Source organism: Capsulimonas sp. (assembly GCF_039929585.1).
Lineage (GTDB): Bacteria > Armatimonadota > Armatimonadia > Armatimonadales > Capsulimonadaceae > Capsulimonas.
The window spans coordinates 34,403-54,101 of the sequence record NZ_JBDSQY010000373.1; the positions used below are offsets into that span (position 1 = coordinate 34,403).

A 19,699-nucleotide genomic window follows, 5' to 3' on the forward strand; every position below is an offset into this window, starting at 1 on the left:
TGGCCGCATTCAGCAATAGAGGAGACAGGGAAAAATATCGACAAGTGTTTTGACGATTATCGCGATCGTTGTGCTGGTGGGGATTTTGATCCCACTGATCATTGGCCGGTTTTTGACACAGGTCGAGGCAGGCGCCATTCGCATGGTGTCCCAGCTGAACGGCCACACGGCGATCTACAAAGGACCAGGCAAGGCCATTGAGGTCCCATTGTTCACGACGGGAACGACGATTCCTTCCAAGGCGATCAACATCGACCTGGACATCGCTGACCAGACCGCTGACGTTGACCAGAATGGGGCGCCGAAGCCCATCAAGGTCCGCGTGCTGGCGTCGGCGATCGTTTCCGTGGGTGATTCCAATGAGATGATCACCACGGCGGCGAACAAGTTTTTCGCCAAGCCGCAGTCCGAGCAGACCGCGACGCTCAGCGACTTGCTGACTTCGACGGGCCGACGCGCCGTCAACCTGCTCAACCACGATGAGCTGTTCTCCGCGAAGGCGCAGCGTAATGTCACCAGCCTGCCGCTGGACTCGACCACCGCGCACGCCGTGGCGTCGGTGCCGGTTGAGGAAGACGACCGTTTGGCGCTGATTATCAAAGGCGCTTGCTCCCGCGAACTTCAAGACCTGGGATTGGTCTTCAACTCTCTGAACATTAAAGAAGTGCAGAGTGAAGTGGCCGAAGCGCGGCGCCGCCAATCGGCGGTGGAAGCGAAGGCGAACGCGGACATCGTCGCCGCCGACCAGGAACGGCGGGCGCGCGAGGCGCAGCTCGGGGCGGAGCAGGCGATCAACGACAAGCAGCGCGATCTCGAACAGCGCCGCGCCCAGAACGCCGCCACGGTCGCCGAAGCTGAGGCGAAGAAACAAGAGGCCCTCGCCATCCAGCGCGAAGCCGAGCTGAAGGCCACCCAGCTGGCGCAGGCGCACGCCGACGCCGCCCGGGTCCGCGTCCAAGCCGAAGCGGCTGCCGATGCAGAAGCGGTCAAAGTCCGCACGATGGGCTTGGCGCAGGCCGACGCAATCCGCGCCGTCAACGACGCCATCCGTGAAGGCGGCGAAGCCTATCTTGCGCTGAAGCAGATCGAGATGCTGCCGATGATCGCTCCGGCCATCGCGAGCGCGCTGGCTCAAGCTAAACTGATCAATATCAGCGGCTCCGGCGACACGCGCGGCGCCGCCGGCGGCGCCACCGATCAGATCACCAGCGTCATCCAGACCCTGCTCGCCACCCAGCTCGTCGGCAGCCAGATCCGTCTGAACGACAGCAGCCCGACCCCGCCGCCCGCTGCCGACGGCGTCGCTCAGCCCACGCCGCCCGCCGCGCCGAGGCGGTAACCGACATTACGATGCTCCTCTTGGCGCCCGGCAGCCTTCCTATGGTATAATTCCGGCAGGCTTCGAGCGCCAAGGAGTGTCGTACATTGGATTTAGGCGTCGTTATCAATATCTACGAGGAGACGGAGTTCACCGGGGCCTTCGAGGAAGCACGCGCGGCGGGCTTTTCTCACGGTCAGGTCAACGTGTTTCTTCCGCGCATCACCGCCGAGGAAGTGCGCCTGCTGGCGCTGGCGGCGCGCGGCGTCGGGTTCCATATCGACGCTGTCGGCTGCTACATCAATCCGCTGCGTCTTGAAGACGCCGGAATGCACGGCGTGGACTTCGTGGACTGGAAGACGCTCGTCGAAAATATGGTCGTGATGAACGGCTGCGAGCGGATCGTGTGCTGGAGCGGCACCCTCGGCAAGAGCCTCGCCACGCCGAACCTGCTCAATCAAGAAGAAGAATCGTTCAACAGTGTCTTTGTCGCCCTGCACAGCATGCTGGAGCAGGTGCGCGGCCTCCCCGTCCAGATCCTCTTAGAACCCTTCACTGCCCATGTCCTCTGCGACGGCAAGACCTGCGCCCGCATGGCGCGCAAATTCCCCTTCGGCGACGTGCGCATCGCCCTCGACGCGCCCAACGTCGTCACGCACAAAGAATACTCCCACCGCGACCAGCGCGTGCGCGAGTTCGTCGCGGAAGTCGCTCCCGCCGTCGGCCTCATCCACCTCAAGGACATGGCCCGCGACGACAACGACCACCGCCGCTTTCCCCGCTCCGGCGCCGGTGTCCTCGACTACGGCTCCTACCTCCAAGCCATCATTACCCACTGCCCCGACGTTCCCATCCTGATCGAACACGCCCACACCGTCAAAGAAATGATCGCCGCCCGCGAATTCGTGGAAGGCGTGGCGAAGGAGCTGGGGATTTAATATGGAGTTACCTACCCTCATCCACAATCAGGCGCTCATAATCCTGCCCTAGTCCGTAAGATCTGTTTTTACGGGATGGGTCGTGGAGCGTGAGAAATCCATCTTTAAGCCAATCACGGCTGAGGGCGACGATCGTGCGTGGGCTTAGACCCAGATGCGCTGCGATTTCAGCTGTCGTCACTGTTCCGTGCTTACGGAACAGGTCGAGCAATCGTCGCTTGCGAGGATCAAGCCGCCGCAGGAGCGGGCTGCGATCATGTGCGCCGCGCCCCGCAGCGTTCATTGCCTGTGTACGAACAGCGGCGAACGCTTGAGCCATGCCTTGGCAGAAATAGGCAATGAACTCCGTAACGTCCGCTTCTACTCGCCCAAAATAATAGTTGTGTGACGCTCCTACGTCCATGGCCTGATAGTATCCAGGAAGGTTCTGGGCGTAATACTCTTCCAGATTGTAAATGCCTTTCAGACCATAGCCGGCGCGATGCAGGATTAGCGTCGTGAGAAGACGAGCCGTGCGTCCGTTACCATCGTAGTAAGGGTGAATGGTGGCGTATTGATAATGAGCCAGCGCCGCGATAATGGGAGCCGGTGTTTCACCTTGTTCTAACTCCCCATTGACCCAAGCGACAAGATCCCGCATCAGCTCTGGTACATCCTTAGCCTCGGGCGGCATGTAAACGATACCGCCGGAAACGCTATCGCGAATGACATTCTGCTCGTCGCGATATGGCGTCGGTGATGGTCGGCCATGTAAGACTAAGCCATGAATCTGTCGGATATCCTCTTCAGTCAATGGAGCTAAAGGCTTTGCCAACCGTTCGACTTCCTCAATCGCGCGGTAGTAGTTTCTAACCTCGCTGACGTCTCGCTCACGCCCTGGGAAGTGCGCTCCCGCCAGCGTCTCCTGAACCTGAATCTGCGTAAGCCGGTTGCCTTCGATCTGTGTCGAATAGTGCGTCGCTGCAAGCTTTGCGGTTTCACGCAAAGAGCCTAACATCTCTACATCAATTGGCAATTCCATGATGACCTGACGGTCAGCCTCAACGCTCATCAGTGCTGTGGTAATAGATGAGGTAATTCGAAATTTTGGCGCAAACATAAAGAGATTGTACTCTCAGAGCGATGAAATGTCACTTATTACGCTGTTATTAAGCTCTTAAAACGCATATAATTGCACTACCCACTGTTCCTATCGCCGTTAGGTATAATCGGGGCATGAAATACACCCGCCGCGCCGCGTTCTCGCGCGCTTTCGGAATGCTTTCGCTCGCCGCCTGTCTGGGCGCCGTTACCCTCAGCCGCGCCTTCGGCGCGCAGGCGCTTCCCAACTTCCATGAAGTCGCCCCTGGCATCACGCGCGGGGCCGCGCCGACAATGGCGGGGTTGCAAAAGCTAAAGGCGATGGGCGTTCACACGATCATCGACCTGCGCTATTCGCCCGTCAAGAAAGAGCAGGCCGAGGCGAAGCGTCTTGGCTTCACCTGGATCAACCTGCCGATGGGCGCGGAAGCGCCGACGCAGAAGCAAGTCGCCACATTCCTCGCGACGCTCAAGAAGTCGCCAGATGAGCCTGTCTTCGTCCACTGCCAGCATGGCGCGGACCGCACCGGCTGCATGATCGGAATCTGGCGTGTGACGCAGCAGGGTTGGGCATTTCCGCAGACATGGGCCGAGATGCGCAAGTATGGGTTCAACCCGAGGTGGCGTGAGCTGACGGGAGCGGTGAAGAAGCGGGTTTTGGAGTAAGAGTGTATCTTCTTCGAGCGATCCATCTGACTAGGGTAAAATAAGCTGTATTCGTTTTTTATCGTGCTTTGCATGGGGTGACGCCATGACCATCACAATTGATCTCGCACCCGCTGTCGAAACAAACCTCCGACAGCGCGCTGCCCAAGCGGGCGTAGCGGCTGAGGATTATTTGAAGGACATGATCGAGAAACAATTGACATCTTCTAGTCCCTCTCAGCCATTGGTGCAGCGGAGCGCGCCTCAGGATGCCTGGGAAGAATTGCTGGAGAAAACTCCCTATATCCCGAATACAGGCCATGAAATTCCACTGGAAGCCATGTCACGTCAAGATTTTTATGACGAACGGGAATAGGCGGCGCTAATGCGGTATCTGCTGGACACCAACATTTTGCTTCGGCAGTTTGATCCTGCATCTTCGAGTCGGATGCTCACACTGGAAGCCCTCAAGAAGCTTCATCGCGAAGGAGCAGAGTTATGTGTCCTTCCACAGAACATAATCGAGTTTTGGGGAGTTGCTACGCGCCCTCAATCTGTGAATGGGCTAGGGCTAACGGTTGAGCAAGCGGAAGCTGAACGGCTTCGCATTGAGAGTTTATTCCGATTAATTCCTGATCCAAAAGGCATCTATGAGCGTTGGGCCTCCCTCGTGAATACGCATCAAGTGCTTGGGAAGAACGTTCATGATACGAGGATTGTTGCGGCTATGCTGGAGGCGGGAATCACGCACATGCTGACATTTAATGACACACACTTTCGTCGCTTTGAGCCTGAGATTATTGTCGTAAATCCTGATCAGATTTGATGCTGGCGCTTCCCTAAATTGAACTCTAAAGTGAAAAAAGCCGCCGCGACGTAATTGTCGTGACGGCCTTTTTCGTTGAACCTCTATCGCTTGCGGCCGGTGATCTGTGTGACGTCGCGGACGGCGCCACGTGCGGCGCTGGTGGTCATGGCGGCGTAGGCTTGCAGGGCGGGCGTGACGCGGCGCTTGCGGACTTCGGCGGGCTGCCAGCCGCCTTCGGGACGGTCTTCTTGTGTTTGGCGGCGTGAGGCGAGTTCGGCGTCGGAGACGTTCAGGTGGATGGTGCGGTTCGGGATGTCGATGTCGATCCGGTCGCCGTTTTCCACCAGGCCGATGGTTCCGCCTTCGGCGGCTTCGGGGGAAGCGTGGCCGATGGACAGCCCCGAGGTGCCGCCGGAGAAGCGGCCATCGGTGACGAGGGCGCAGGCTTTGCCCAGGCCGCGGGACTTCAGGTAGCTGGTGGGGTAGAGCATTTCCTGCATGCCGGGGCCGCCCTTGGGACCTTCGTAGCGAATGACGACGACATCGCCGGCCAGCACGTCGTCGTTGAGGATGCCGGCGACAGCGGCGTCCTGGCTTTCGAAGACGCGGGCGGGGCCGGAGAAGATAAGGTTGGAAGCGTCCACGCCGGCGGTCTTGACGATGCAGCCGTCCTCGGCGAGGTTGCCGTAAAGAACCGCGAGGCCGCCGTCCTTGCTGTAGGCGTTCTCAACCGAACGGATGACGCCGGCGGCGCGATCGGTGTCCAGTTCGGCGTAGCGGCGGCTCTGGCTAAAGGCCTGGGTGGTGCGGACGCCGCCCGGCGCGGCCTTGAAGAACTCGGTGACCTTGGGATCGTCGGTGCGCGTGACGTCCCATTGATCGATTGCGCCGGCGAGGGTGGGGGTATGGATTGTGCTGACGTCGGTGTTCAGCAGGTTTCCGCGCTCCATTTCGCCGAGGATCGAGAAGATGCCGCCGGCCCGATGCACGTCCTCCATATGCACATCGCCGCGCGAGGGTGCGACTTTACACAGATTGGGCACAAGGCGGGACAGGCGGTCGATATCGCGCATGGTGAAGTCGACGCCGGCTTCGTGTGCGGCGGCAAGCAGATGCAGGACCGTGTTGGTGGAGCCGCCCATCGCGATATCCAGCGACATGGCGTTCTCGAACGCCGCGAGCGTGGCGATGGAGCGCGGCAGCACGCTGTAGTCGTCCTGCTCGTAGTGGCGCTTGGTGATCTCGACAATCACGCGGCCTGCTTCTAAGAAAAGGTGCTTGCGGTCCGAGTGGGTGGCGAGGGTGGAGCCGTTGCCGGGGAGCGAAAGGCCGAGGGCTTCGGTGAGGCAGTTCATGGAGTTGGCGGTGAACATACCCGAGCAGGAGCCGCAGGTGGGGCAGGAAGCGCGCTCCATCGCGTCGCTTTCCTCGTCGGTCACTTTGTCGTCGGCGCCCGCCACCATGGCGTCCACCAGGTCGACCGCGCGCTCGACGCCCTTCCATACGACCTTGCCGGCCTCCATCGGTCCGCCGGAGACGAACACGGTGGGGACGTTCAGTCGCAGGGACGCCATCAGCATTCCGGGCGTGATCTTGTCGCAGTTGGAGATGCAAACAAGCGCGTCAGCGCAGTGGGCGTTCACCATGTACTCGACGCTATCGGCGATCAGATCGCGAGACGGCAGGCTGTAAAGCATCCCGTCGTGGCCCATCGCGATCCCGTCATCTACGGCGATCGTGTTGAACTCCTTGGCGACGCCGCCCGCCGCCTCGATTTCCCGAGCGACTAGCTGCCCAAGGTCCTTCAAATGCACATGTCCGGGGACGAACTGCGTGAACGAATTGGAGATGGCGATGATCGGCTTGCCGAAGTCGCCGTCCTTCATGCCGGTCGCGCGCCAAAGGCCGCGCGCGCCGGCCATGTTACGGCCATGGGTGGTGGTGCGAGAGCGATAGGTGGGCATTACAGTAAATCCTCGTCGATTTGGAAAAGTTCTTGTCTGAATCAGTATAACATCTTTGAGACGAATACCATTCCCGAACGGCGTTATTTGCCTCGCTCCAATTGAACTCCTTGTTTCAGAAGGACGGCTTGCAGGTCACTCACGATCTTCTCAAGCTGCGCGGTCGTCAATGCGTCCGGCGACGAGCTCAATGGGTTGAGTGGGCCATTCAGAGTGATTATTGTTCCCTTAGGATATTGTGCGAGTCTTCGGAGCAGTTCCGCGCGTGAATTGAGGGTGTATTGTCCAATGCGCCATACTTCGTCCTGACCATCGCCATGGATTTGATCGCCGTAAAGATAAATATGGTCGTCGCTATCCACGCTGGAAAGTACGAAGATATGATTTATGTCGCCGGAATCAGGAAATAATCCACGAATTTCTTCGAGCTGCCGATGAGTGATGAGCCACACGGGCGATGACGCCAGCGCATCGGCGACATATTGGCGGCTGCCATCATCAATCGTTGATTGTCCCAGCGCTTGGAGACGGCGAAGGAGCGCCCAAATCTCGGGCTCCGCATCTAGGGAGCCAAGTCTGCCTAGCAGTTTCGCGGCGTCGGCGGCCACGAATCGGTCCGGATCATTCAGCGCGTCGATCGCGGCGCGTTCCAATTGTGGGGAAATCGATTTCGTGTCCAGCGGCATAACCCTTATGAGGTTTGTAAAGACATTTTGATAGCAGTCTTTATTCTTTCGCTGTGTGAGCACATCCTTTATTTCAGCCGCGCCGTAATACGGCTCAACGCGCAGGAAATATGCGAGTAGTTCCGATTGCGCTTCGCAGGTCCACCGGTCTCTTTGGGCATGGTAAAGAATTTGCAGACGCGGCAAACTCGCCTGCGTGGCGTAGCGTGAAACCAGAGGCGTGAACGGCGCCGCATCGCCGCTTTTTTCCAAATTGGAGACGAGTTTCGCCTCAACGGAAGGCGGCAGGGCGGCGTCCGGCAAGGTCGTCAGGGTGTCGGCGGAGAGCCGTGGATGCGCGCTTTGAATTTCCTCAAGGATGATGCGTCGTCCTTCGGCGGGATCCAGGTCGTTGATGCGCTGAAAGAAAGGATCGCGCCGCCATTTTTGATATTCCTCGGCTTCGGCCTTCGTCTGGGTTGAATTCGGAATACTCGGAAGGTTCCGATACACATCATAAAGGGGCTTGAGCATTTTAGGGCTGCGGATCTGCGGCCATACATTGTCGCCCAGCAGCGTCGTTTGTTCATATTGCGGCAGAGAAGCAAAACGCGCTGTGAGGATCTCTCCCAGCATTTTTCTGGCTGGGTTGAACTTGGGAACGTACTGCCTGGGGAGAAATAAAGTGAACGCCGTTTGCGTACGCGCCGCCCCGCGTTTTTGGCGAAATGTCTTCCAAAGATCGATCAGATTTTGCTGGAGAAACTCATACTTTGCCTTGTTTCGCTTTCTCTCGATCTCCCATTTCACGAAACCGGGAGTGGTTATGTCCGGATATCTGTCAAACGCTTGCAGCTCGCTCAAGCCCGAAATGTAAGCGTCGCCAATGGATGCGTCGCGATCCTGCATCTTTACCTGCATCCGCTCGATTGCATAGGATCGCCGTCGGGAGCCCATCAATCCTAAGTAGCTCTCATTTTGCCCAATCGCTCTTGCCTCGGGAAATATAGACTTCGCCCAGCGGTCGACAATCGCCTGGATGGATTCGGGAGTATCCAACAGCCGAATCGTTCGCGCGACGTCCGCGCTTCCCTTGCCACCATCCTGTGTGAAGACAAACCTTGGCAGCTCCTTCGCCAATGTTTGAGAGGACCAAGCCGGGTCCGACGGCAGGATTTCAATGGACACGGCGTTGGAGGCCGTTCGCATTGGTCCAAGAGAATAGATCGTATCTTCGTCAGGTTTCTGAAGCTGCACGCGATTCGTGCGCAAATAGATCCGATAGACGCCGGCTTTGTCAAAGCGTCTCCAGTTATTCAGAAGCATCTCCAAAGCGAACGGCTTTGATCCCTCGGTTTGCCATGAATGACCGGGACCGCTGTAGCCGCCGTTGAGCAGGGAGGCGAAATAAACTCCCAATGGATCGGGAGCGTCCTCCTCGCGGTCTACGATAAACTCGTCTCCTGCCCCGTATCGGACGCGTGTTTCGCGCTCAGGACAATAGCGATATCGTTCCTCTTTATTCCAGGCAATGGTTGCCTCAAGAGGAATCACCTCACCCATATGGAATTCTGTTTTGCTATTTGGTAGACGCAGAACGCAGGTGACGCCTTCGGGATTGCTCGCCACATCCTGCGTATGACGCGCATCAAAGTTTAACGAGGCCGATGTGTCTGGAGCTGCGTCCGTCGCGGCGGCCTTGGCGGCAGTTCCCGCTGTCAGCAGCATGAATACCATACTTAGCGTCGAAGGCCAATAGAATATTGAGTACCGCTGCATAGTGTTCGTTTCCCATTAACTCCTGAGTGGCGAGTTCAAAATTCAATCATTTGCCTCGTACCAATTGCACTCCCCGCTTGGCGAGAAACGCGCGCAGCTCAGTAAACGCATGCTGCGTCGCCTTGGCGTTGTCGGGATTACCCGAGTCAAGCAGAGTGATGGCTGTTCCTTTAGGGTATTGGGCAAGCTTGCGTCGTAAGTCGGCGCGCGATGTCAGCGTGTACTGTGCAATGCGCCAGGATTCGTTTTGACCATCGTCAGTCACCGTGTCGCCCGCGAGAAAGATCTGGTCGTCGTGATCGATGGTGTAGACCCAGAACCAGCGCTCATGCTTCTGGTCTGGAAAGAGCGCTCGGATTTCTTCAAGTTGCTTATGGTCGATGAGCCAGGCGGGCGATGACGCCAATGCTTCAGCAGTTTTACGCCGGGAGCTGTTGTCCAGGGAGACTTGCCCCAGCGCCGCCAGGCGGCGCAGCTGCGCCCAAAGCGCCGCTTCGGCTTCGGGAGGGGAGCCGTGCGTCCCCAGAGCCTGGGCGGCGTCGCTGGCCACATCGGCATCTGGATCATTCAAAGCGGTCAGAGCGATCTGCTGTAATTGCGGCGGCATGAATAACGCGCCGGGGCGGTGATATTGCGTGATATCGCTCAAAAGCGTTCGATAGCAGCCTGTATCTTTGCGCGCCACGAGCGCCTTCACAACTCTGGCGGCGCCAAAAATGGGATCAACGCGCAGAAAGTAGGCAAGCAGCGCGGCTTTGGGCGCGCAGAACAAGTTGTCATCCTTGTCGCTATAGAACGTTTTGACTTGCGGCAGGATCGCACGGGTCCCGTAGCGCTGGATAAGAACGGAAATGGTATCTAGATCGCCGCCTGCCGATAAATTTGCCGCTAGCGTTGGTTCGATCTTGGGCAGTGTGGGGTCCGGCAGGCCGACGAGAAGGTCCATGTTGACCTGCGGATGTGGGCTCTGGATTTCTGCGAGAAGGAGCCTCCTGCCTTCCTTGGGAGATAACGCGGAGAGACGCCGCAGCGCGGCGGTGCGGTGATCGCGGATTTCATAGTCCGACCGGCCTTGCGGATTTTGATAGAGTGTTCGCAGAGGCGCGAGCATTTTCGGATCGCGCAGATACGGCCATGAGTAGTCGGTCAGCAGCGCATATTGTTCGTGCGGAGTCAGCGCGCCGAATTCGGAAATCAGAATAGGAGCAATCGTCGCCGGATCAACGCCGCGAACCATATTGCGCACGCGCATATCAAAGAGCGTGTACGCGCTTTGCAGATGGGCGGCGCCGCGTTTGTGGGGAAGGGCCGTTTGCAGCGATTCATTGTCCGTGTTCATCCAGGCGTTCGGCGCTGAGAACTGCATGAATGATTGCTTACGCCATTTCTCCTGCGCCGCCGGATCGCCTTGCGGGGGCGGCGGCGCGGGGTCGGGATAGGCGGCTAGCGCTTGGACCTGGGCCATGTCCAGGAGAAAAGTGGACACAATGGGGAAATCCGGGTTCTGGATTTCCGCCTGCATCTGCGCGATAATTTCCTCTCTTCGTCGAGATCCTAGCAGCCCCAGCCGCGCCTGGTCATACCAGAATGTATACTGTAATTCCGATGTCGTCGGTACGCCATAACGGTCAATCATCGCCTGTGCGGATTCCGGAGTGTCCAGAAATCGGAGGATTCGTGCGGCGTCCGCGCCGGGCTTCCCGTTGCTGGATTCGCTTTGAAACGCCGGCAGCGCCTTCGCCAGAGTTTGAGCCGACCAGACAGGATCAGGCGGCAGGATCTCGATTTGAACGACATTGGAGGTCGTTGTCAGCGAACCTAACGATTGGATACCGACTTGGGAATCCGTGAGGCGCTGCATGCGCTTCGTTTGCAGATAGAGCCGATAGACGCCGGGCCGATCAAACCGCCGCCAGTTATTGAGCACAAGCCCGAAAGAGAGCGTCGTCGTGTCCATCGTTTGCCAGCGCGGGCCGCCGCCGCTGTAGCCGCCGGGCTTACTGGGATCGTAATAAGCGCGCAGCGGGTCCGGCGTATCCTGCTCGCGATCGACAATGATCGTGTCGCTCGCCCAGGGGAGGGCGCGGTTTCCCTCGTTTGTATTAAACCGATACTGACCAGACTTACGGCTGGAGAAGACGGCTTCGATGGGGATGACTTCGCCCATATGAAACTGCGTCTTTCCCTCCGGCAGCCGAAGAACACAGGAGACTTTGGTAGGGTTCTTCGCCGTGTCCTGCGTATGGCGCGCATCAAAATCCTGCGCGCTGACCGTTGCTGCGGCGCCTTGCGCGAATAGACGACCTGTGGCTCCCATCGCCAGCAGTGCGAGCGCCGCGCAAAGTATCGCCTTCCAGCGGATTGTGTCGTTTGGTTTGATCACGATATTGGCCTCATAATGGTTTATGACACTTAGTGGATGAGGTGTCTTCAGATATTCCAAACACAATATCTAAATGCGCGGCGAACATCGCCTCCATGTCCAGTGGGTGTTCGGGATCGAGTACGCCGTTCCAGAGGACGGCCAGCATGTTGGGGGCGATCATCAAATGAGGGAATTTGACGAGTGCGTCGGTGGTGAGTTCGCCGGTTTCGACGCCGCGCTGGGCGAGGCGTTGAATCATGTCCGCGACGGGGTCGAAGACGAGCGCGCGGAACATGCGGGCGAGCGCGGGAAAGCGGCTGCTTTCGGCGAGGATCAGGCGGAAGACGGGGGCGCGCTTGGAGCGCTCCATGTCGCGGACGATGGGCAGGACGGCGCGCCATATGGCGTCGCGGAGGCTCTCACCTGGCTCCGGAAGCAGCAGCGTCAAATGGGCCAGGGGGACGGCGATGACTTCGCGCAGCACGCCTTCAAAGAGCGCTTCTTTGTCGGTAAAATAGCGATAAACAGTGCCCTTCGCCACGCCTGCGCGGGCGGCGACATCTTCCATACGGGCGTCGGAAAAGCCGCGCTCTAAGAAGACATCTAAGGCGGCGGCGACAATTGCTTGGCGGGTCTGGGTCGTTTTCGCCACGCTTGGGCGGCGCGTGCGGGGCTTGTGTTCGGTCGGTTTTGGGTCACTCACGGAATTATTATGACCCATGGGTCATTTTATTGACAAGGCTTCGGAAAATTGGGTAATACTGACTTAATAGTCATTTTTATGATGGGGAGAGAATCACCATGTCCAATACTCAAGTTCTGATCGTGGGGGCCGGGCCGACCGGTCTGGTGCTGGCGCTGCGTCTGGCGCGCCATGGCGTTCAATTTCGGATCGTCGACAAGAACAGCGGGCCGGGGCAGGCGTCGCGGGCGATGATCGTGCATGCGCGGACGCTGGAGTTCTACCGGCAATTGGGGTTTGGCGACGAGGTGGTCAGCCTGGGAATCCCGATGGAGGCCGTCCATTTCCGCGAGGGCAATGAAGAGGTCGCGAAGCTGGATTTCAAGGACAACGGCGCGGGCCTCAGTCCGTATCCGTTTGCGCTTTGCTTCCCGCAGGACGATCATGAGCGCTTCTTGGTGGCGAAACTCGCCGACGCGGGCGTTGCCGTGGAGTGGAATACGGAGCTGAAGGAGTTCACCGACAATGGCGCCAGTGTTCAGTCTGTCTTAGAGAAAGACGGCGTGGAAGAAACCGTCCAGTCCGACTACCTTTGCGGCTGCGACGGCGCGCGCAGCCGTGTGCGCCAGACGCTGGGCTTCGACTTTCCCGGCGGCACGTACGATCAGGACTTCTATGTTGCGGACGTCAAGGTCGCGAACGGTCAAAATCGCGACTTGATCATCAACGTCGGCCCGCGCACGTTTGTGCTGATGCTTCCCGTCCGCAGCACGGGAATGCAGCGTCTGATCGGCGTCGTCCCGCCCGAACTGACCGGCCAGACGGATGTTACCTTTGAACAGATCCAGCCAGGCGCCGAGCAGATGATCGACACGACCGTCGAACAGGTCAACTGGTTCTCCACCTACCACGTGCATCACCGCGTGGCGAGCCACTTCCGCGCCGGCCGCGTCTTCATCGCCGGCGACGCCGGCCACATCCACAGCCCGGCGGGCGGCCAGGGCATGAACACGGGGATCGGCGACGCCATAAACCTCTCATGGAAGCTCGCCCAGGTCCTCCAGGGGCGCATCGACCCCTCCGTTCTCGACACCTACGAACAGGAGCGCATCGCCTTCGCGCGCACGCTGGTCGCCACCACCGACCGCGCCTTCCAGGCCATGGTGGGCGAAGGCGTCGGCAGCCAGATTCTGCGCACGTGGCTTCTGCCGCACGTCCTCCCGTTCCTGACCGGCTTCAGCGCCGTGCGCCAAACCATGTTCAGCGCCGTCTCCCAGACCCGCATCAACTACCACGGCAGCGCGCTGAGCCAAGGCCACGCCGGCGACCTCCAAGGCGGCGACCGCCTCCCCTGGACCCCCGCGCCCGCCCCCGACAACTTCGCCCCCCTCACCGCCCTCGACTGGCAAATCCACATCTACGGCGCCCCAACCCCCGACTTCCGCGCCGCCGCGTCCGACCTCGGCATCCCGATCCAAGAGTTCCCCTGGACCGCCGCCGCCGCCCACGCGGGCCTCGAACGCGACGCCTTCTACCTGGTGCGCCCCGATGGATACGTCGCGCTGGCGTCCGCGAAGCAGGATGTGGAGACTCTGAAGGAGTTTGTTGCGAAGTTTGCACTTAAGGCTGGTGAGTAGAGTCTGCGGGCGGCTCCGGCGCGGGCGTGTACTCCTCGAACAGTTCGTCAATTGGGGTGGCGAGGAGCGCGTCTGTGTCGATGCCCGCCAGCAGGTCTTTCGCGAAGCCTGGCTGGCGAGCTTGCAGTGCTTCCACTGGAGAGACGATATTGAGTTCATTTATTTCTGAAATCACAGATGCCAATTCGTTCTTGATGTTCATGGTCACTCCCTGAATCACATATTATTGTGAAAATTAGTTGTCATTATCCCTCCACACACGTCTGCAAGCTTATCGCACGTGTTAAAATGATACTTTAGTGTCGTGCAAATCGTCAATGGTTGGAGCGCTCTAGAGTTTTTGCGTGGAGGATATTTCATTTGAGTGAAGAGACGGCTATCAATCGAGAGTTATATTCTGGTCCCTCCGATGTAATGAAGCCAACCGATGGCGTGGAGGCGGGATCGATCTCTCGAGCTTCCATAGATTCGGAGCAAGGTACAGCCAACGATGTTGTAGCTGTGCAGCGCACTCGGCAGCTATTCACTTATCTTGCAGAGTTGAACCAGAGACGAAATCCAGTGATAAAGAGCATTGCTCGGCAGCCCTGGTCTTTTTGGCTCTCAGATCTCCCTATACATCCAACTATTCAACGGGCAGTTTATGATACGCAAGGTGATCTTGCTTATAATGGTGTAGTATTGCGAGTAGGACGAGCAAATAAGACTGCGGCTCCCTCTCCACCAGATATATTATCAGAATGGATCAAATCGAAATGGGAGACGCCTGAGGGTGATGTTTCCCATATTGAAAAAATTGAACGCGAAGTAGATGATGAGACAATAATCGAATGGTTCTCTGATGTTGAGGAGCGAATGGCTCAGTTCGATGAATGGCGAACTCGGTGGGCAGGCTGGGCTAAGACCGAGATTCCCGCGCGCGCCGCTCTTAAAATATTTGAAGAACTTTACGGTTTATATGGCCAGATACAGCGTGATGGAGAACGACAAGAACTCTTATTAGGGGATGGGTATTTAGCCTGGAAAAGAGCGGATGGAGAAATCAATCACCCTATACTGCTCCAAAGGCTCCAACTCAACTTCAATCCAGAAAAGCCAGAATTTACTCTTGTTGAAGCCGAATCTGAAGTTGAGCTTTATACAGCTTTGTTTACAGGAATGTCAGATGTTGATGGTGCTGAAATTGGCAGGTGCCGTGCTGAGTTAGAGCAGGGGGCCTATCATCCTCTTGAAACAACAGCAACGAACGGCTTTTTTCGTCGAGTTGTAGCCATGCTAGCTGTTGACGGGAAATTTGATGAGACTGTCTCCCGATCCACTATTCCTGTCTTTCCGAGGATTAGTCGTGAGCCAGTCCTATTCATGCGCGCCCGTACTTTAGGGTTTGCCACAGCCATTGAAGGTATTCTGAGTAGCATGCGAGAAGCGACAAGCATTCCCAGAGCACTCAGCAATATTGTGGGAATCGAATCTAATTATCACATGGCAATTGATAGGGATGGTGATAGTAGAACTACTACAAACTCTTCAACGTCTCCTGATATATTATTAAGTAAGCCTGCAAATAATGAACAAATCGAAATTGCCAGCCGGTTAGAACGACATGGTTGTGTGCTAGTGCAGGGGCCTCCCGGGACTGGTAAAACACATACCATTGCAAATCTGATAGGTCATTTGCTGGCTCAAGGAAAAAGCGTACTCGTAACCAGTCAAAAGGCCAATGCTCTAAAAGTTGTCAGAGATCAAGTTGTAGAGCAGCTTCAGCCACTTTGTGTAAGTGTCACAGGCAGTGATACTGAAAGTCGCTCTCAGTTGGAATCCTCAGTCGAGAGCATTATCGAGCGCCTCGGAAGAAGTGAGGCTACTCAGTTGGATGCCGAGGCAGAGCAACTGGCTTCTCGTAGAAAAAGCCTCATCCAGATTATTACTGATAGTCGTGTGAGGCTTGAACGAGCATCATTTGATGAGTATCGTGATATTGTGATCGCTGGAAGAGCGTATCAACCTGCCGAAGCAGCGAGAGAAGTTTTTGCCAAACGAGAACGCGATTCGTGGATTACTGATAAAATTTCACTGAACACAACACTATCATTGACTGTATCTGAAATACGCGATCTCTATGCGACAACATCAAAAATATCCAAATATGAAGAGCGCGAATTAAATTTATGGATACCTGTTACTGATTTCTTACCAACCCCTTCAGAATTTGAGAAACAATTAAAGCAGTTAACGAATCTAAAATTACCAATTATAATTGAATATAATAAATTTTGGTCGGCAGACCGAATTGATATTTCACCTAAAAGAATTGAGAATATTGCCGATGGATGTTCAGAGGCGATAGATTTTTTGAAAATCGAAGGTGAATGGGCGAAAGCCGCCATTGAAGCAGGTCGGAAGGGTGGATCACATCGCAATAGTTGGGATACACTCTTGACGCAAATAGCGAACTGTCATGATAAAGCTGCTCATCAGGAAGAAATAAATATTCAATTCGCGCCTACACTTGCAATAGGTGTTTCTATCCACGAGCAATTACTTGTGGTTGACCAAATTGTCGAGCACCTGGAAAGTGGGAAATCTCTAAGCTGGTTAGTTCGTACTGCACATCGTGAGTGGGTTCGTATGATCGGTCTGTGGAAGATTGCGAAACTCACTCCTGTATCTCTTGAAGAATTCAAAGCTCTACAGTTTATCATAACACTTCAAATTAGCCGAGAGGAATTAGTTAATAGATGGAGTCGCTTGATTTCTTCGATGGGAGGACCAGATGAATCGCAGCTCGGCGCTCAGCCAGAATATGTTGCGTATCGCTATCTAGATTTTATTAATCGTGCGCTTAATTGGTACAAAAAAGAGTTAGATGTTTTGCAGAATGGTCTATCTTCTATTGGGCTTGACTGGAAGTCGCTTTGGCAACCTCTACGTCTAACCAGCAACCCACATGCTGATTTAGATTATTTACAAGCGTTTCTGACTGACACGATTATTCCTCTATGTAAAAGTCGCATGGATTATCTGAATGGATTGATAATTCAGAAGCAGTTAGACAAGTTTTATTTGCAATGCGTCGAAAGCGCTGGTGATGTGCATGCTGTTGCCGTCGATGAATTAATAGTTGCAATCCAGACTCGAGATGAAAATAGATATGCTATTGCATATGACCAGATCGGAATTTTGAATAGTAAATCAATCATTCATAAGAATCGTGAGGCATTGATCGACCGACTACATAAAACGGCTCCTGAATGGGCGTGTGCAATCCGAAATCGTTCTGAGCCGCACAATAATGATATTCCGCCTGGATTGCCTCAGGATGCTTGGCTGTGGTCGCAATTAAATAATGAACTTAGCAGTAGGGCTGAAGTATCACTTGGACGAATTCAGCAAAGTATTTTGGAAGCGGAATCTGAGTTAAAAAACATTACATCGAATTTAGTGGATAGGCGATCGTGGTCAGCGCAGGTAAAACGAACTACATTAGAACGTCGGCAATCTTTATTGGGTTGGAAAAAAACGATCCAGCGTATCGGAAGTGGTACGGGAAAAGGAGTACCAGGTCTACAAGCTGAAGCACGTAAGCTAATGTCGCAATCTAAGGATTCTGTGCCTGTCTGGATTATGCCGCTCGCCCGTGTGGTGGAAAATTTCGATACTCGAACAACCCGCTTTGATGTTGTTATTATTGATGAAGCGAGTCAGTGCGATGTGATGGGCTTAATTCCTTGCTATATGGCGGACCAGGTTGTTGTTGTGGGTGATGATGAACAAGTCAGTCCCGATGCTGTTGGACAAAACATAACGCTCGTAAATCAACTTATAGCACAACACCTTGAAGGAATTCCTAATAGTCACCTCTATGACGGCAAGCAATCCATCTATGATCTTGCAATGCAGTCGTTCGGAGGAACGATTTGCTTGCGCGAACATTTCCGGTGCGTTCCTGATATTATCCAATTCAGCAACGAACTATCATACGATGGTAAAATCAAACCGTTGCGGGATCATTCAACTGTACAAACGCGCCCGTTTGTAGTTCCTTATCGCGTGGATGGAATACGCATTGGCAATAGCAACATTGATGAGGCTAAGACCATCGTTTCGTTAATTCGATCATGTATTGAGCAGCCAGAGTACGCTAATGCTAGCATTGGCGTGATTAGTCTTGTCAAAGAAGAACAAGCAGCTCTTATCGAGTCAATGTTACAGAATGAATTGCCTCCTTCTGTTTATGAAAAACACAGAATCTTATGTGGAATTCCTCCAAGCTTTCAAGGCGATGAACGGGATATTGTATTCTTGACTATGGTCGATTCTTCAAATGGCTCACCCCAACGACTCAAACAAGCAGATCTATACAAAAAACGTTACAATGTCGCTGCGAGCCGAGCCAAAGATCAGTTATGGGTGGTCCATTCTCTCAATTCCGAAATCGATTTGCGTCCTGGAGACTTACGACGTCGCTTGCTTGATTATGCGGCAAATCCTCAAGGTAAAGCAAATCAACTTCAAAAGGATGAAAATAAGACTGAATCTGAGTTTGAGAGACTTGTGCTTCATTCAATTAGTTTGCGTGGTTTTGAAATTGTTCCGCAATGGAAGGTAGGCGGCTACAGGATTGATCTTGTAGTGGAAGGAAATGGTAAGCGATTAGCAGTAGAATGTGATGGGGATAGATATCACTATACTCTTGAACAAGTATCTAATGATATGCAGCGTCAGGCAATATTAGAGCGTTTAGGCTGGACGTTTGTACGAATTCGTGGAAGTGATTTCCTGCGGAATCCAGAACTGGCATTAGAACCTGTATATAATGCTTTAGAAAAATTGCGTATTGAACCAACGTGGCGCCATCATGATGCCGAGCAAGACTTCGAAAATATTGAAGAAACGGTTGTTGATCGTGTTATAAGGCGAGCTACAGAGATTCTCCATCGTCAGGACTTACCTGATAACAAAGACGAAGTATTAATCGCTATCAGCGATATTGAAGGTTATAATGTTTCGTCAGGTAGTTCTGTTAATAGAACATTTGGATATGTTGCACCTGCCAATGCTGACATAGACAAACCTAGTCAAGCGGTAACACAAATTTCTACTCATGCACTCAACATACTACCCTATAAGCGGTATCCAATGCCAAAGATTGGGCCATCGTCTGATTTTTATCGACTAGCTCACGAGAATTCCCCCGAACTCACACGACTACTTGTTGAAATTGTATCGACTGAAGGACCAATACATCGAGAGGAAGCAACTCGTCGTCTTGTTTCTGGATGGTCAATGGGTAAAGCTGGCACAAACTTAGTTTTGAGTGTGGATGCAATCGCGCGAAGAGCTCAAACCAATGGGCAGATGAAAATAATTAACGGCTTCTTCTGGCCCATAGAAATTGATCATGGCCTGGTAAGAGGACCTTCTGAAGACGGATACATACGTCCAATAGATGAAATTGCTATCGAAGAAATTGCGGAGGCTTGTGCATTAGTGATAACTCAGCGATACGAATGCAATGTAGCAAGTCTCAAAATTGCACTTGCCCGCTTATTTGGATATCAAAAGACTGGGCGTAATGTAGCAACACGTTTAGAAGATGGAATTAATTTATGTCGCGAACAAGGACGGATTGACATCAATGGAGAACTCGTTAGCCAGACCTTAATCTCATCATTTACGGGATCGTTATTATAAGAAGTTGCGAGTTTGGGAGATAATTCACCGCGCCAGTGACAGCATCTATGGGATCGTCAGCGCGGACAGTATCGTAGACACGAACACCGTCGCGACGGCGTAGTCGCCGTCCATGTCGTGGTGG

The 19,699-nt window shown here is 54.7% G+C and carries 13 protein-coding genes; 7 read left to right on the top strand and 6 right to left on the bottom strand.

Annotation, left to right across the window (positions count from 1 at the left end; translation table 11 throughout):
- The first annotated feature begins 49 nt into the window (after positions 1-49).
- Both ABIZ35_RS28745 and ABIZ35_RS28750 read left to right on the top strand, forming a co-directional pair.
- Positions 50-1,339 (top strand): hypothetical protein, encoded by a 1,290-nt coding sequence (locus ABIZ35_RS28745; protein WP_348223388.1) that lies wholly within the window; start codon positions 50-52, stop codon positions 1,337-1,339.
- 86 nt (positions 1,340-1,425) lie between these two features.
- The gene (locus tag ABIZ35_RS28750; RefSeq protein WP_348223389.1) at positions 1,426-2,256 is read left to right on the top strand and encodes a hypothetical protein; all 831 of its coding nucleotides are present in this window, start codon (positions 1,426-1,428) and stop codon (positions 2,254-2,256) included.
- Positions 2,257-2,263: 7 nt separating this feature from the next.
- On the opposite strand, the gene ABIZ35_RS28755 is transcribed toward ABIZ35_RS28750, so the two are convergent.
- Positions 2,264-3,355: a Fic family protein gene (locus ABIZ35_RS28755; protein ID WP_348223390.1), complete on the bottom strand. Its 1,092-nt coding sequence runs from the start codon at positions 3,353-3,355 to the stop codon at positions 2,264-2,266.
- A 116-nt stretch (positions 3,356-3,471) separates the two neighbouring features.
- Here ABIZ35_RS28755 and ABIZ35_RS28760 point away from each other — a divergent pair, with 116 nt between their 5' ends.
- From ABIZ35_RS28760 to ABIZ35_RS28770, 3 genes are all read left to right on the top strand, one after another.
- Complete coding sequence (locus ABIZ35_RS28760) at positions 3,472-4,002, top strand: tyrosine-protein phosphatase (protein ID WP_348223391.1); 531 nt, start codon at positions 3,472-3,474, stop codon at positions 4,000-4,002.
- 85 nt (positions 4,003-4,087) lie between these two features.
- Positions 4,088-4,357, top strand: coding sequence for a hypothetical protein (locus ABIZ35_RS28765; RefSeq protein ID WP_348223392.1), 270 nt, complete (start codon positions 4,088-4,090; stop codon positions 4,355-4,357).
- A gap of 9 nt (positions 4,358-4,366) precedes the next feature.
- Positions 4,367-4,807 carry a PIN domain-containing protein gene (locus ABIZ35_RS28770; RefSeq protein ID WP_348223393.1) on the top strand — a complete coding sequence of 147 codons (441 nt, stop codon included), beginning with the start codon at positions 4,367-4,369 and terminating at the stop codon, positions 4,805-4,807.
- Positions 4,808-4,890: 83 nt separating this feature from the next.
- On the opposite strand, the gene ilvD is transcribed toward ABIZ35_RS28770, so the two are convergent.
- The 4 genes from ilvD to ABIZ35_RS28790 form a co-directional block, all read right to left on the bottom strand.
- A complete protein-coding gene (gene ilvD / locus ABIZ35_RS28775; RefSeq protein ID WP_348223394.1) occupies positions 4,891-6,753 on the bottom strand; it encodes a dihydroxy-acid dehydratase in 1,863 nt (620 codons plus the stop codon).
- Positions 6,754-6,836: 83 nt separating this feature from the next.
- Positions 6,837-9,146: a hypothetical protein gene (locus tag ABIZ35_RS28780; protein ID WP_348223395.1), complete on the bottom strand. Its 2,310-nt coding sequence runs from the start codon at positions 9,144-9,146 to the stop codon at positions 6,837-6,839.
- Between the two features lie 97 nt (positions 9,147-9,243).
- On the bottom strand, positions 9,244-11,580 hold the full coding sequence (locus ABIZ35_RS28785) for a hypothetical protein (RefSeq protein WP_348223396.1): 2,337 nt from the start codon (positions 11,578-11,580) through the stop codon (positions 9,244-9,246).
- Between the two features lie 10 nt (positions 11,581-11,590).
- Positions 11,591-12,265, bottom strand: coding sequence for a TetR/AcrR family transcriptional regulator (locus ABIZ35_RS28790; protein WP_348223397.1), 675 nt, complete (start codon positions 12,263-12,265; stop codon positions 11,591-11,593).
- A gap of 98 nt (positions 12,266-12,363) precedes the next feature.
- Between ABIZ35_RS28790 and ABIZ35_RS28795 the strand changes: the two genes are divergently transcribed.
- Entirely contained in the window at positions 12,364-13,881 is a 1,518-nt protein-coding gene (locus ABIZ35_RS28795; RefSeq protein ID WP_348223398.1) for an FAD-dependent monooxygenase, read from the top strand.
- On the opposite strand, the gene ABIZ35_RS28800 is transcribed toward ABIZ35_RS28795, so the two are convergent.
- Positions 13,865-14,083, bottom strand: coding sequence for a hypothetical protein (locus tag ABIZ35_RS28800; protein WP_348223399.1), 219 nt, complete (start codon positions 14,081-14,083; stop codon positions 13,865-13,867). The two genes, ABIZ35_RS28795 and ABIZ35_RS28800, sit on opposite strands and share 17 nt — an antisense overlap.
- Before the next feature lie 158 nt (positions 14,084-14,241).
- Between ABIZ35_RS28800 and ABIZ35_RS28805 the strand changes: the two genes are divergently transcribed.
- Positions 14,242-19,575, top strand: a complete 5,334-nt coding sequence (locus ABIZ35_RS28805) for a DUF3320 domain-containing protein (RefSeq protein WP_348223400.1) — start codon at positions 14,242-14,244, stop codon at positions 19,573-19,575.
- The last annotated feature ends 124 nt before the right edge of the window (positions 19,576-19,699 follow it).

Bases quoted from the DNA above. Each gene is read 5' to 3' on its own strand.
- ABIZ35_RS28755 (WP_348223390.1), bottom strand. From the start codon at position 3,355: ATGTTTGCGCCAAAATTTCGAATTACCTCATCTATTACCACAGCACTG.
- ABIZ35_RS28760 (WP_348223391.1), top strand. From the start codon at position 3,472: ATGAAATACACCCGCCGCGCCGCGTTCTCGCGCGCTTTCGGAATGCTT.
- ABIZ35_RS28765 (WP_348223392.1), top strand. From the start codon at position 4,088: ATGACCATCACAATTGATCTCGCACCCGCTGTCGAAACAAACCTCCGA.
- ABIZ35_RS28770 (WP_348223393.1), top strand. From the start codon at position 4,367: ATGCGGTATCTGCTGGACACCAACATTTTGCTTCGGCAGTTTGATCCT.
- ilvD (WP_348223394.1), bottom strand. From the start codon at position 6,753: ATGCCCACCTATCGCTCTCGCACCACCACCCATGGCCGTAACATGGCC.
- ABIZ35_RS28780 (WP_348223395.1), bottom strand. From the start codon at position 9,146: ATGCTGCTGACAGCGGGAACTGCCGCCAAGGCCGCCGCGACGGACGCA.
- ABIZ35_RS28795 (WP_348223398.1), top strand. From the start codon at position 12,364: ATGTCCAATACTCAAGTTCTGATCGTGGGGGCCGGGCCGACCGGTCTG.
- ABIZ35_RS28800 (WP_348223399.1), bottom strand. From the start codon at position 14,083: ATGAACATCAAGAACGAATTGGCATCTGTGATTTCAGAAATAAATGAA.